This window comes from Pseudomonas sp. NFACC32-1, from assembly GCF_900101215.1.
Taxonomy (GTDB): Bacteria; Pseudomonadota; Gammaproteobacteria; order Pseudomonadales; family Pseudomonadaceae; genus Aquipseudomonas.
Window position 1 is genome coordinate 206782 of record NZ_FMUL01000004.1, and the last position, 13736, is coordinate 220517.

Here is a 13736-nt window from a genome sequence, read left to right on the forward strand (position 1 = left end):
CTGTCGTGGCCCGGTCGCGTCACTGAGTGGTGTTGGACGCCTCGGCCGCCTTGATCAAGTCCGCTCCGATCTCTTTTTCGAACTTCGTCCACACCGGCTTCATCCTGTCACGCCAGGCGCTGCGCTCCTGTGGGGTGAGGGTGATGATCTCGGTGGTCTTGGCATCCAGGACCTGCTGCCTGTCCTGCTGGTTGAACCGTTCCGCTTCCTTGTTCGCATGAGCGGTGGACTCCACCACGATCCTGTCCAGTTCGCTGCGGATATCCGGCGGCAGGCCGTTCCAGAAGTCCGAAGTGGTGATCAACATGTAGTCGAGGATGCCATGGTTGGACTCGGTGACGTACTTCTGCACTTCATTGAGCTTCTGGTTGTAGAAATTCGAATAGGTGTTTTCCGTGCCGTTGACCAGACCGGTACGCAACCCCTGGTACACCACCGAAAAAATCATCGGCTGAGCCTTGGCGCCTACCGCCTTGAACTGTTCGTCCAGTACGGCGGAGGTCTGTATCCGGAACGTCAGTCCCCGTGCATCCTCGGGCACCCGCAGGGGCCTGTTGGCCGACAACTGCTTCATGCCGTTGTGCCAATAGGCCAGGCCGGTAACGTTCTTCTTTTCCATGGACTTGAGCAGCTTCTGGCCTTCAGGGCTCTGCTGGAAACGGTCCACGGCGGCGATGTCGTCAAACAGGAATGGCAAGTCGAACAGCTGCACCGACTTGGTGTACTGCTCGAACTTGGCCAGGGACCGGGCGATGATCTGCACCTCCCCCAGGAGCAACGCCTCCATTTCCTTGTCATCGCCGTACAGCGTGGAATTGGGGTACACCTCGACTTTCACCCTGCCCGGCAAGCGTTCTTCCACCAGTTTCTTGAACATCAGCGCGCCCTGGCCCTTGGGCGTCTGCTCGGCCACCACATGGGAAAACTTGATCACAATGGGGTCAGCCGCCATGGCCGTGCCCAACAGACCGACAGCCAGGCCAAAGACGAGTGTTTTCCAAAAAACATTGAGCATTGCCAGGTTCCCTCTGCGTTCATGGACGGCCCGGGCTCATTCCGCAGCCGGGACAACGGCAAGTCTAGGAGAAAAAACGCATGTCCTTGTGATCCGGATGTCGACTGAAGCAGAATCCAGCCAGCACCGGCCCAGGAAGCCTGGAACGCTTTCCAACCCCACAAGGATCGAACCCATGATCGACTTCAATAACAAAGGCTTCTTCAAGCTCAAGCAGAACGACGAATACGCCGAACGCGTCACGGCCCTGCTGCTGGAAGGCGAACAGGTCATCGACGCCTACAAGTCCATGCGCGACGGCGTGGTGTTCACCAACAAACGCATCATCGCGGTGAACGTGCAAGGCATTACCGGCAGCAAGAAAGACTTCACTTCCCTGCCTTACAAGAACATCGTCGCCTACTCGATCGAAACGTCCGGCACCTTCGACCTGGACTCGGAGCTTGAGATCTACTTTTCATCCCTGGGCAAGGTGAAATTCGAATTCACCGGCAAGACCGGCATCGTTGAGATATCCAGGTTGATCTCCAAGCATCTCCTGGGCTGAAAAAACTGCTCTCCCGGATCCGTCCCGGTGGGAGCGGGCTCGCCCGCGAAGACGCCAGCCCAGCCGCCCTGCCTGGGCGTCTCAGTCTCCGGGAAACTCCGATAGATAACAGGCCGGCGAGCTCATCTCTGCCCGTTTCTCCAACTCATCCTCCAGCCATTCGGCCAGCACCACGGCGTTGTTCTCCACTGTGGACCTGGCGGCATGGACCAGCGTGAGATTGCCGCTGCGGGCGATGTCCACCAGCGCCCACCAATGCTGCGGCCGGGCATTCAGTTCCTGGCGATACGCGGCCTTGAACTGGGCAAAGGAAAGGTCCCCAGCCTTGAACGCCCTGCGCAATTGATGGGTGGGCGCGACGTCCGCAAGCCACTCATCGAGGTGCAGTTCATCCTTGCGGCAGTTGCGTGGCCACAGGCGGTCCACCAGCACGCGTTTGCCGTCCTCGGGAGCCGGGGCATCATAGGCGCGTTTGCATTGGATCATGACGGGCGGCCTGTCAAAGGGACACGCGTCAGCATAGGTCCTCCAAGGCAATGCCGCACCCCTGAAGGACTGTTTTCCGATCCCTGGACGTCCCGAATTCCGCCGCCTAGAGTGAATTATTCGCGCCGGGATGACGGGGAGGGATACCGATGAATCAATTGAATGACTACACGAGCCTGACCGAGCCATTGAACGTGAAGATCATGGAGTTGGCGCCCAAGGAAAAGCGCGATGGCAAGAAAACCACCTTGTTCTTCACTTCCGATACCGAGTTCGATTCCAAGCCCCTGACCCTGACGACAGGCAGCTATCCGTTCACGCCCATCGGCAGCCTGGGTATCACGAAAGTGGACAGCCTGGGCCAGGAGTGGCGGCACGTACTGAACCAGATCACCAACCGGCATGGCCTCACGTCGGACTACAACAACCCCCACAGGGCCGATCAGCTGGTCCTGCTGGACACCCTGGACGCCGTGAAGATCAAGGAAGCGGTCGCACGGGACAAGCAATTCACCAAGGGCAGTTATTACCACCCCGATGTCGAGCAGGTATTCGGAACGACCAATCCCGTCTCGACCTTTGCCGCCCAGCAGGTCATCGAGCGCCGGGCCGCGCTGTTCCAGCCTGTGCCCGACCCGACCGCGCTGAACTATTGGAACCTGCTGGGCATGGATCCTGCCGCACAGGCGAAGGTGTACAACTGGTTGCAAGCCTACGGAGGCATTTCCCATAAGTTCTCGGTGCATGACCGCAAGTCAGGCGACCGGATCCAGAACCACTTCCAGAACCTGGAAAACTCCAAAGCCATCCATTTCGCCAGTGAAACCCGCGGCGAATATGCCGCCGCCAAGCTTCTGATCACCGTGCTCGGCAATGAGTACCAGATGAAGATCGGCAAGGCTTCATCGGGGCGCAATAACGGCATCGACCAGATCTGGGTCAAGCGCAATCTGCTCAGCGGCGTGGTTGAGGAGTACATCATCGTCGAGTGCAAAGGCAGCGTGGATGCATCCCTGAACGAAGCCCAGTACGGCTGGCAGATGTCGCCCTGCTGGGTTTTCTACTGCCTGATCGGCCTGCTGGGCACAAACGGGAATCTGGCCAGCACGTCCACCACGGATGTGTTCGCCAAGACCACCATGGTCAGGAAAATTCTCGACGCCTTGATCAATCCGGGCCCACCCGTGGTCAAGGGCCTGGTCATCCAGCCCATGACCAAGTCGGTCACCGTGCCCAATTCGATCGAAATGGTGGACCTGGGGGAATACGACCTGGTCGAGCAGTATACGAACGCAGTGGCAGGCCATACGCGGTTCCATAATGCCCCGGTGTTCAGTGGCGCCTTGTTCTAGTGTGGTGCTTCTCAAACATCGCACTAGGCTTCTCGTACAGAGCCTGGGACTTTAGCCTCATGAAAAAACAAGAACACAATGACCTTCTCGACACCCTGAAGACCCGCTTCGAACGCAATCCCCAGCGCCACCCTGGCCTTCAATGGTCCGACGTCCTGGCCCGCCTCGAAGGCAACCGCGCCGCGTTGAAATCCCTCCACGCCATGGAAGCCACCGGAGGCGAGCCCGACGTCATTGGCCACGACCCGCACACCGGGCGCGTGACCTTCTGCGACTGCGCCAGGGAGACCCCCACCGGCCGTCGAAGCCTCTGCTATGATCGCGCGGCCCTGGATGCGCGCAAGGAAAACAAGCCCCAGGGCAATGCCCTGGACATGGCGACCGAGATGGGCGTGGCGCTATTGACCGAGGAGCAGTACCGCGAACTCCAGGCGCTGGAGGCGTTTGACTTGAAAACCTCCAGTTGGCTGGCGACGCCCCCCGAAGTACGTGCGCTGGGTGGGGCGATATTCGGGGACTGCCGTTATGGACGGGTGTTCATCTACCACAACGGGGTTCAGTCGTATTACGCGGCGAGAGGGTTCCGGGGGATGTTGAGCCTATAGCTCATTGGCCTCTGCATCAGGCTGTGGTGGAACCGCCGCTGGCAAAAATCTCATCTGCCCGTTTCTCCCACTGGAGAAAAACCTCCTCGATGCGATTGCATTCCGGCTCGTCCAAATACAGGTGGAATATGCCGTGGGCGAGAAACTCGCTCAGCCCAATGAGCTTCTCGGTTTCGGTGTAGGTGGCGTTTCTTTCGCAAGGTGGATACTTGATCGTTGTATCGGCATTGGCATCGGGGGGCGCAAGCGTGCTTTTGATGTTCCAGCCCGTCGCTAGATCGGCAAACAATACCTTGATCGAGGCACAGAACTCAGACGTCAGCAAGGCCAGGACAGCGTCTCTGTGATCGAAGGGCGATATCTTTTCCAATTGCTGCGTGAACGCTTCAAGCTGTCGGAGCTGTACCCGGATGTCGGATGCCTTGAACCCGAGCGAAATCCATTTTTTTCCGGCATTGATCTTGAGCTCCGGCTTCCCCTTGCGGGGGCCGATATCCTTGCACGTCAGGCTTTTGTCATAGGCGTTTTCACGTACGTAGCTAAAACACATGAACGCCCGAAGCACCATCTGGTAGATGGCTCGGGTGGCCTCTACTTTCTCCTCGATCAGCCGCTGGGCTTCGCGTTTGTGGTCGTCGGCTCTCTCCTGTCGGCTTCGCGCTTCGGAGTTTCTACTTTCGTGCCGGGAGACGAGTATCGCCACAATGATCGCGTAGATACTGCCGATACCTTGGAGCCATGCGGGAAGATTACTCTTGTCCCAGATCAGCGTTGCCGAGACGATGATCAGCAATGAAACCGCAAGGGTGCCGTAGAGGAAAACCTGAGAGTCGGGATTTGTTTTCCGATTGGCTTTGCTCAAGGCCTTTGCGATTCCAAGGACGGCAAGCAAGGACAGCGAGATGATCAGGAACGTGCTCAACTGCCCGATGGTGCTGGAGTCCAGGGCGCTCACGATGGGACCGCCGGAGCGGTTGGGGGTGTGGAGTCGTGTAGCGATCCGTGCATGGTCCAGGCGTCCTTTCGAATGATGGCTCGATGCTATATTGCTGGGCTGCGTTTCGACAACAAATCTTCGACGCCTCCCGCCATGTCCTGTCCGATGTTCACCACGGATGTCGTTTGCATAAAAAAGGTCTTGCCCGGCAAGGCCTTTTTTCATGCAAACGACCTTGAGGAAACAATGTCGTCCGTGCGCTACGCCTTCAAGTCTTCACCTGACCTGCCGCTATCGGTATAACGATTTTTACCGATCCATCGATTGCCTTTGCGATGCCTCTGCTTTTTCGGCACAGGCCTGGCAAAGGCACGATAAGAGAACGCAGCGTATGGACGACGGACGATATGAAAGGCGGGCGGCTGGGGATGCGGCTGTGTCATCCGGGCCGCTGCCGCATATCCTGCTTATCGACGATGAGCCCGAGGACCTCCGGGCAACCCTCGTCCTGCTCAAGGCGCAACCCTGGCGCATATCCCTGGCCAGCGACGCCCACCAGGGCTACCAGCGAGCCTTGGCGTTGCGTCCGGACCTGATCGTGCTGGACGTGCACATGCCGCAGATGGATGGTTTCAGCCTGTGCAGACTGTTGCGCGAGGCACCGGCGACCCGCCAGACCCCCATTCTTTTCCTGTCTTCGGCCAACAGCACCGTCGAGCGCCTGGAGGGGCTGACCGTCGGCGGGGTCGATTACATTCCCAAATCCTGCGCCCCCGAGGAAGTGCTGGCGCGTATCAGGATCCACCTGCAATTGACCTGGCGCGCACCGCCGACCAACCAGCACAGCCCGGCGGAGCCGGAGCCCGAGGGTGACGAGATCGTCCTGCGCGCGGCGATGCGGCTGATCGAAAATCACCTCGACGACATCCCTTCCCTGGTGCAACTGGCGCACAAGGTCGGCACCCATGAGAAACGCCTTTCACGGATTTTTCGCGAGCATCTGGGCCTGACCGTGTTCGCCTATATTCGCGATGCGCGGCTGCGTCGCGGCCAGGAGTTGCTCGGCGAAAGCGCCATGAGTGTGCAAGACGTCGCCGAACTGGTGGGGTTTCGCAATGCCTGCAACTTCACCACGGCCTTCCGCCAGCGAATCGGCATGACCCCCAGCCAGTTTCGCCAGCAGACCCTGGGCATCGCTGATACAGAGTCGGCCGGGCGCACCTGATGCGGCTTCTACGGTTTGTGCTGCTGGCGCTGGCGTTGTTGTGCGCCGACCGTTTGCGTGCGGCACCCATGGGCTTCTGCCAGGTTGAACGCCTGGACCTGATGCCCTCGATGCAGGTTTTCGAGGACGAGCAGGCCAGGTTGAGCGTGGATGAAGTTGCCCGGTTGCCCGAAACGCGATTCAGCATCGCGACTCCGGATTGGCCGGCGCAAGGCTATAGCCGCTCGGCGTTCTGGCTCAAAGTGCAACTGACCAATCCGAACGATACGGCCTGTTCGCGCCTGTTGGTGATCGGAGCGCCGCGCCTGGAAGACATCCGTGTCTACCAGCCTTCAGAGGGGCGCTGGCGCGAAGCCCATGCCGGCAGTGCCCATCCGTTGGCCGAATGGCCCCAACCAGCGGCGCGTCAGCCGGCGTTTGCGGTGTCGCTGGCGGCAGGGCAGGGCACCACGTTGTTGATCCGGGTCACCAGCCACTTCCAGATGCTGCTGGAGCCGCAGCTATGGTCCGAACCGGCATTGCTGCGCAGTCAGCAGCAGACGTACCTGAGCGACGGCCTCACCCTGGGCATCGTCCTGCTGGTGGTCCCGTTCGGCCTCATCGTCGGCTGGATCCTGCGTTCCCGGTTGCTGAGCGTGAATGCGGGCGCGGTCCTGAGCTATATCCTGCTGACCTGTATCTTGAACGGCTACCTCGTCTACTGGCCCTCGGCGCTGGGCTGGACGCGGGAACTGCTGACCTGCGCCAGCGTGATCTCCTTCGTGCTGTTCCTCGCCTACATGCGCGTGCTGCTGCAGGTGGCCCGGCTGCCCGCCTTCATTGGCTGGAGTTATTGGGTACCGCTGCTGGGATGTGCCCTTGGCCGGGTCTGGTGGCTGAAGGTCGATCCGATCCAGGGGGCGCAGATGATCCAGGCCTCCCTGTTGAGTTTCTACGGCGTGCTCCTGGCCACGTTGTTCATGGCCTGGCGCAGGCGGCTCAGCTACAGCTGGATGGCGTGGCTGGTTCCGGCACTGCTGTTTTCGCAATTGCTGATGCGGTATTTCTTCCCCCAGGAACAGTTGCCCTGGCAATCGCCGCAAAGCAAGAACAGCCTGTCCTCGACTCTGCCGGGCGTGGCGTTGCTGGTGTGCACGCTGATCATGGAAGTCAGCCGCAGCCGTCACCGGGAGAAGCATGCGCTGTCGAGCCTCGAACAACAGCGCCAGGCCGAGCATGAGCGCCTGGAAAGCACCGTGGCGCTACGCACCGCCCAGTTGCGCGAATCCCTGGCGGCCCGCAGTGCGTTGATGGCCCGCATCAGCCACGACCTGCGTTCGCCGCTGGTGCGCATCATCGACTACGCACGGCTGTTGCACGGCGGGCCCAACCGGGAATACCCGGCCAGCATCGAGCGCAATGCCCGCCAGCAACTGGAGCTGATCGACGAGATGCTCGAGTTCTCCCGCGGCGAGCTGGAGCAGATGCAACTGACCCTCGCGCCCGGCTATCTGTACGGGTTCCTCAGGGAGGTCGCCGATGAGGCGGCCTTCCTCGCCGCGCGGCAGGGCAATACCTTTGAAGCCGTCCTGGCGGATGACCTGCCGGCGCTGGTGGAGGCCGATTTCAAACGCCTCCGGCAGATCCTCATGAACCTGCTGGCGAACGCGGCGAAATTCACCCGTGATGGCCAGATCCGCTTTGAAGTGAATGCTTGTCCAGGAGCCGGCCCGGAGACTGTCGAGCTGACGTTCAGCGTGATCGACAGCGGTATCGGCATCGATCCACAGGAATTCGAACAGCTGCTGCAACCGTTTCGCCGCGGCCGCAATGCGCAACGCTTCGAAGGCAGCGGGCTGGGCCTGTCCATCGTCACCCAACTGCTGGAGCGCATGGGCAGCCGTTTGCAACCCCAGGCCACGGGGCAGGGCGGCAGCCGCTTCAGCTTTCGTTTGCAGTTGAAATGCGCCCAGGAAGACGAGCTTGAAAACGGCATCGTCGATAACAATGCCGCGCCGCTGGATGGCCAGGGCAAGCAGGTCCTGCTGGTGGACGATATCGAGCAGAACAGCGAATGGCTGTATGACCTGTTGGCCGGCTACGGTTTCGACGTGAGCATCGCGGCCAACGGCGAGGACGCCTTGGCCTGCCTGGCGCAGCAGCCGGTCGATCTGTTGATCAGCGACCAGATGATGCCTGGCATGGATGGCTGGGAACTGCTGCAACGGGTACGCGAGCATTGGCGCGGTCTGCCAGTGATGCTCTACTCGGCGGTGCCTGCGCGCAGGCCGCAGGGCTATCCGCCGGATCTGGTCTTCGATGCGGTCCTGCTCAAGCCCGCCGACAGCCGCGAGTTGCTGGCGTGGGTCAAGACACTGGCGGGCTTGGACACGGTGCCTCGCGCCATGGCCTGGGAGCGATAGCATGCCGGGTCCGCGTTGCAGGCTGCTCTTGCTCGGCAGCTTGGCGGCATTGCCCTGGGCATCGGTCAACGCCGGGCCAGCGCAGCCATCCACCCCCGCGTCGCCCAGCTCACTGGTGCTCGACGAAACCACGGTGACCGCTCGGCGCCGAGAGGAAAACCCGCAGGACGTGCCGATCCCCATTAATGTCCTCTATGGCGAGCAACTGGACGAAGCCGGCCTGCACACCCTCCAGGACATCCAGCAACGGGTGCCCGGGCTGGTGGTGTCCGGGCACGATGCGCGTTATGCCGGCTTCGGCCTGCGCGGGTTTGGCGCGACCGCCTATAACGACGGTCTGGAGGGCAGCGTCGGCACCTACGTCGATGGCGTCTACCTGGCGCGCCAGGGCATGGCCTTCACCGAGCTGATGGACATCGAGCGCATCGAAGTGCTGCGTGGGCCCCAAGGTACTTTGTTCGGCAAGAACACCACGGCGGGGGCGCTGAACATCGTCACCCGCCCACCGACGTTCCAATCCGAGGCCAGCCTGGAAGCCAGCCACGGCGAGCATGGCCTGGGCGAATACCGCGGGACGATTTCCGGAGCGCTGCGCGACGAGGTGTTGGCCGGGCGGCTCAACGTTTTCGAACGCTCGGTGGATGGGCAGGTGGAAAACCTCGAAGACGGCGCCCGCCTCGGCGACGCCGACAGCCAAGGCCTGCGCGGGCAATTGCTATGGACGCCCACCGAGGCCTTCAGCGCGCGTCTGATCGCCGACTATGCCGAGCAGAACGAGGCCGGCAACGTGCTGCTGGTCAATCACTACAGCCCACAGACCCGCAAGCGCGCCCGGTTCCTCGGCTATCCGCTGGCGGAGCCCGACCCTTACCGGCGCGAGGTGCGCATTGACGCGCCGGGGCGTCCGCAAACCCTGCAGGACGGTGTTTCCCTTGAGCTGAACTGGGACCTGGACGAGGCGATGCGCTTGACCAGCATCACGGCTTATCGTGACTGGGACTACCGCGCCACGCGGGACGGCGACAGCACCGCGTTGGCGGTGGCGCAGTCCGAGGCGCAGCTGGGGCATCGGCAGTTCAGCCAGGAATGGCGACTGTCCGGCACGGCCGGCTCGTCCGTCGACTATGTCGCTGGGCTCTATTACTTGCGCCAGCAGCTCGATCGCGAGATCGACGTGGCGTTCGGCAAGGATGCCGCACCCTGGTTCGTGGGCGACCAACTGGCGCTGTTGCAGAAACTCTATGGCATCACCTTCACCGATCCGAGCCAGGTGCCGGCGCAGTTGCTGGAAGGTGCCCGGCAGCATTACGACGGCGAGCAGAAGGGCGACAGCCGGGCAATTTTCGGCCAGGTTTCCTGGCGCCCCGTCGACCCTCTCGAGCTCACCGGCGGCCTGCGCTACAGCCAGGAGCGCAAGGACGGTTGGGTGTCCCGCGACGTCAGCAACCTCGCTTCGCTGGACGGTTTGCCGCCGACGTTCCAGGCCGGCGGCCAGTTGCTGCGCGACATCGCCCTGGGGGGCAGTTACTACCGTGAGGACTCGATCGAAGAGGACAACCTCTCCGGCCTGCTCAGCGCCAGCTATCGCTTCAGCGATGCGGTGATGGGCTATGCCAGCTGGTCTCGCGGCTACAAGGCCGGCGGCATCAACTTCGACGTGGTCGGCCCGTTCGCCGAGCCCACCTTCGAGCCGGAGCGCGCCACGTCCCTGGAACTGGGCATCAAGACACGCTTGTGGGATGAGCGGGCGATGCTCGACCTGGCGGTCTACCAGACCGATGTCGACAACTACCAGGCGCTCACCTACAGCCCGCCGACCTCCGTGCTCGCGCCACCGTTGAGGGACAATCTGATCAACGTCGGCAAGGTCCGCCTGCGCGGTGTCGAGCTGGATTCGGCCTGGCAACTGGCTCCCCGGCTCACCGGGCGCCTTGGCCTGGCCTGGAGCGATGCGCGCTACCGCAGTTTTCCCAACGCCCCGTGCCCGCCGGCCTCGGGCCAATGGACTTGCGACCTCAGCGGCGACCGCCTCTACAACGCGCCGGAATGGAACCTCAGCAGCGGCCTGGACCATCGTCATCCGTTGCCGTACGGGCTGGAAGTCTACAGCGGCGTCGACTACAGCTTTCGCACCGGCTACTACGGCACCCTCGAAGGGGGCGAAGGCAGTTATCAGCCCAGCTACGGCCTCACCAACCTGCGCCTGGGCCTGCGCAGCCAGGACCGTGCCTGGGAAGTGGAAGGCTGGGCACGCAACCTGTTCGACCGCCACTACATCACTGCCGTGTACTCGCTGCTGGGCGCGGGTGACTACGGCGCCATGACCGGCAGCGAACGAACCCTGGGCACCACCGTCAGGCTTCGCTATTGACCGAAATGAAGCGGGTCGGACAAAACGCCAGGCGATTGCCCCCGGCTTTTTTCGACAGGTACATGGCCTGGTCCGCCTTGCTGATCAACGCATCGACTTCCTGCCCATGCTCAGGAAAGAACGCCACGCCGATACTCGCGGCAATCTCCACTGTTTGCGCACCGATCAAGATGGGCGCATTGGCCGCCGCCAGCATCCGCTTGAGCAAAGGCTCGCTGTCCTCCACCTCTTGCAAACCCACCAGCCCCGCCACGAATTCATCGCCACCGAGCCGCGCCAACGTATCGCCCTCCCGCAGCGTCGCATTGATCCGCGCCGCGACAATCTGCAATACCCGATCACCCCAGTCATGCCCATAACTGTCGTTGAGCGCCTTGAACCCATCCAGATCAATGAACGCGATGGCCACCTGGTGCTGGTGAATCCGCGCCTTGCCCAACGCCTGACGCATCCGCTCGGCCAACAGCAACCGATTGGGCAACTGCGTGAGCGCGTCATAACGGGCATCGCGCTCCAGTAACTGAAGGCGTTGCTTCACCTGCGTCATATCGCTGAGCAGCGCCACATAGTGCTGAACATTCCCGTGACGGTCATGCACGGCACTGATGCTGATGCGCGATGTCATCTCCCGACCGTCCTTATGGCTGCTTTGGATTTCACCCGACCAATGCCCGTGGAAATCCAGCGCATTCTTCATCGGCGCATAAAACGCCGCGAGCCGACGCACCATGCGATGAGCGTTCAACTCCCGGCCCCTGACCTCGTCTTGCCCGTAGCCGGTCAGGCGCGTGAAAGCCTCGTTCACGTCGATGACCCGACCGTACGGATCGACAAGGGCGACCCCCTCCCGCCCGTGGCTGAACACCGTCGCGGCCAGCTCCGGGCAGATGGAGCCAATGCGCCGGTCCGGCGCGTCTTCATCACGGGTCGCTGGCCATCTCTGGGAATCGAAACCCTGCTGCGCCAGAGAACTCACCAGGGCAGACAGTGCCTTGTGCAGGCGGATCAGGGCATTCGTGACGAGCCTGGAGTCGAGGCAGTAGCGACGAACGAAGGTGCGTAGGTTCATGGGAGGTACACGGTGCTTGGTTGTAACGCCAGAGAGTGAAGAAGGCATTATCGAGGCGGCAATACGCGCAGGACTTTGCTGGAGCGGATGACAGCTTTGCGGGAAGGGACGAGTCGAAAATTTTGTTGCGGGAAGGGAGCGTGTTGATCGAAGGGCGGAGCCGGCTGACCATCGCCAGGCCCGCTCCCTGCATCATCTGTACAGCGAGTGGCCCCGTCACCCACTCGCCAGCACAACCCGACCAAACCGAGCGCTGCGATCCTGCGGCGTAATCGCCAGCAACCGATCGAGGCGAATCTCCTGGTGCCCATCGGCAGTTTCCACCTCGAGAAATTCCTCTCGCGTGGGGGCGGTACGCGTGGTGATCGCACGCGCTGTCAGGCGTTGGCCGTCAGTCAGTTCGATCTCCAGCGTGTAGCCGTACAGGCAGGCAATTTCCAGGTAGTCATGCAGGTCGCAGTCCAGCGGTCGATAGGTGCTCATGTCAGGCCTCGCAACCTTGCAGCTTGAGGATGAAGAAACCTTGCCGGGCGATGGCCTCGTCTACTGCGGGGTTGCCCGGCTCGACATGGCAGAAGCGGCAGTCGTTCAAGATGATGTCCTGGTCTTCGATACCCTGTTCGGCGAGGAAACGTCGCGCGCAGGCTTGGGCGAATGCCTGGTCGTTACGGTCTATCAGCACATCGAAATGCAGGTAGCGCCCGTCTTGGGTGCGTACGTGGGTGTCATAGACTTTGAGGGTCATGGTGTTCTCCCGGTGACAGCCAATGGAGCGAGCGGACAGGTTGGGGCGCCACCTGTCCGTCGCGAAGTCAGAGCGAATCAGAGCAGTTGTTTCAACATCGCCTGCAGTTGCTGGTTACGCGCCTCATCCAATGGAAAAACCGGCAGACGCGGATCGCCGACCTCCAGGCCAAGAGTTCGCAAACCGGCCTTGATGGTGGCGGGCAACCCGCCCTTGAGGATGAAGTCCAGCAGTGGCAATTGACGATAGAACAACGCCTGGGCTTGGCTCAGGTCGTTGGCCAGGACGGCGGCGTACAGGTCGAGGTTGAGCTGCGGGATCAGGTTCGGCGCGGCGGTGCACCAGCCCTTGGCGCCGGCCGCGAAGGCTTCCAGCGCCAGGGGGTTGCAACCGTTGTAGAACGGCACCTGGCCTTCGCCCAATAATTGCAGCTTGTGCATGCGCTGAATGTCGCCGGTGCTTTCCTTGACCATGGTGACGTTATCCACCGCGTTGAAAATCCGCAGGATGAGCTCCACCGACATGTCGATGCCGCTGGTGGCGGGGTTGTTGTAGAGCATGATGGGCAGGTCGATGCTGGCGCCGACGGCCTGGTAGTGCGCGAGGATTTCCGCCTCGCTCAATTTCCAGTATGAAGCCGGCAACACCATCACCACATCGGCGCCCTTCGCCTGGGCAAAGCGTGCGCGGCGTACCGCCTTGGCGGTGGTCAAGTCAGACACGCTGACCACGGTGGGCACCCGGCCGGCGACGCGGGCGATGCTGAACTCGCTGACCTGGTCCCACTCGGCGTCGCTCAGGTAGGCGCCCTCGCCGGTGCTGCCCAGGGGCGCGATGGCGTGCACGCCGCTGTCGATCAGACGGTCGATGGACCGGCCCAGTGCGTCCAGGTCCAAGCCCTGGCCGTCGGTGGAGAAGGGCGTGATGGTGTAGCCGATGATGCCGTGGATGTTGGGGGTAGACATGGCTTCGCTCCAGGTGG

Annotated in this window: 13 protein-coding genes; 6 read left to right on the forward strand and 7 right to left on the reverse strand. The window is 61.8% G+C overall.

What is annotated here, in order from left to right:
• Nucleotides 1–19: 19 nt before the first annotated feature.
• On the reverse strand, nucleotides 20–1015 hold the full coding sequence (locus tag BLP99_RS08905; RefSeq protein ID WP_072430793.1) for a TRAP transporter substrate-binding protein: 996 nt from the start codon (nucleotides 1013–1015) through the stop codon (nucleotides 20–22).
• 175 nt (nucleotides 1016–1190) lie between these two features.
• Between BLP99_RS08905 and BLP99_RS08910 the strand changes: the two genes are divergently transcribed.
• The gene (locus tag BLP99_RS08910) at nucleotides 1191–1562 is read left to right on the forward strand and encodes a PH domain-containing protein (protein ID WP_072388228.1); all 372 of its coding nucleotides are present in this window, start codon (nucleotides 1191–1193) and stop codon (nucleotides 1560–1562) included.
• Nucleotides 1563–1643: 81 nt separating this feature from the next.
• Here BLP99_RS08910 and BLP99_RS08915 read toward each other — a convergent pair whose 3' ends face one another.
• Nucleotides 1644–2048: a DUF488 domain-containing protein gene (locus BLP99_RS08915; protein WP_072458669.1), complete on the reverse strand. Its 405-nt coding sequence runs from the start codon at nucleotides 2046–2048 to the stop codon at nucleotides 1644–1646.
• Nucleotides 2049–2197: 149 nt separating this feature from the next.
• On the opposite strand from BLP99_RS08915, the gene BLP99_RS08920 reads away from it, so the two are divergent.
• Complete coding sequence (locus tag BLP99_RS08920) at nucleotides 2198–3400, forward strand: hypothetical protein (RefSeq protein ID WP_072388224.1); 1203 nt, start codon at nucleotides 2198–2200, stop codon at nucleotides 3398–3400.
• Nucleotides 3401–3459: 59 nt separating this feature from the next.
• The gene (locus tag BLP99_RS08925; RefSeq protein WP_092180185.1) at nucleotides 3460–4005 is read left to right on the forward strand and encodes a DUF4256 domain-containing protein; all 546 of its coding nucleotides are present in this window, start codon (nucleotides 3460–3462) and stop codon (nucleotides 4003–4005) included.
• Nucleotides 4006–4021: 16 nt separating this feature from the next.
• Here BLP99_RS08925 and BLP99_RS08930 read toward each other — a convergent pair whose 3' ends face one another.
• On the reverse strand, nucleotides 4022–5167 hold the full coding sequence (locus BLP99_RS08930) for a hypothetical protein (RefSeq protein ID WP_143007940.1): 1146 nt from the start codon (nucleotides 5165–5167) through the stop codon (nucleotides 4022–4024).
• 211 nt (nucleotides 5168–5378) lie between these two features.
• On the opposite strand from BLP99_RS08930, the gene BLP99_RS08935 reads away from it, so the two are divergent.
• From BLP99_RS08935 to BLP99_RS08945, 3 genes are read left to right on the forward strand one after another with little or no spacing between them, the layout of a single operon-like run.
• Nucleotides 5379–6167: a response regulator transcription factor gene (locus BLP99_RS08935; protein ID WP_072430852.1), complete on the forward strand. Its 789-nt coding sequence runs from the start codon at nucleotides 5379–5381 to the stop codon at nucleotides 6165–6167.
• Nucleotides 6167–8569, forward strand: coding sequence for a hybrid sensor histidine kinase/response regulator (locus tag BLP99_RS08940; RefSeq protein WP_083714526.1), 2403 nt, complete (start codon nucleotides 6167–6169; stop codon nucleotides 8567–8569). The genes BLP99_RS08935 and BLP99_RS08940 overlap by 1 nt, the downstream gene beginning before the upstream one ends.
• Before the next feature lies 1 nt (nucleotide 8570).
• Entirely contained in the window at nucleotides 8571–10940 is a 2370-nt protein-coding gene (locus tag BLP99_RS08945; protein ID WP_092180189.1) for a TonB-dependent receptor, read from the forward strand.
• On the opposite strand, the gene BLP99_RS08950 is transcribed toward BLP99_RS08945, so the two are convergent.
• The 4 genes from BLP99_RS08950 to BLP99_RS08965 form a co-directional block, all read right to left on the reverse strand.
• Nucleotides 10924–12009 carry a sensor domain-containing diguanylate cyclase gene (locus BLP99_RS08950; RefSeq protein WP_072388217.1) on the reverse strand — a complete coding sequence of 362 codons (1086 nt, stop codon included), beginning with the start codon at nucleotides 12007–12009 and terminating at the stop codon, nucleotides 10924–10926. The genes BLP99_RS08945 and BLP99_RS08950 overlap by 17 nt on opposite strands.
• A gap of 216 nt (nucleotides 12010–12225) precedes the next feature.
• Nucleotides 12226–12492, reverse strand: coding sequence for a Rho-binding antiterminator (locus BLP99_RS08955; RefSeq protein ID WP_072388215.1), 267 nt, complete (start codon nucleotides 12490–12492; stop codon nucleotides 12226–12228).
• Between the two features lies 1 nt (nucleotide 12493).
• Nucleotides 12494–12754: a DUF2024 family protein gene (locus BLP99_RS08960; protein WP_072388213.1), complete on the reverse strand. Its 261-nt coding sequence runs from the start codon at nucleotides 12752–12754 to the stop codon at nucleotides 12494–12496.
• Nucleotides 12755–12831: 77 nt separating this feature from the next.
• Nucleotides 12832–13719 carry a dihydrodipicolinate synthase family protein gene (locus BLP99_RS08965; RefSeq protein ID WP_092180191.1) on the reverse strand — a complete coding sequence of 296 codons (888 nt, stop codon included), beginning with the start codon at nucleotides 13717–13719 and terminating at the stop codon, nucleotides 12832–12834.
• Between the last annotated feature and the right edge of the window lie 17 nt (nucleotides 13720–13736).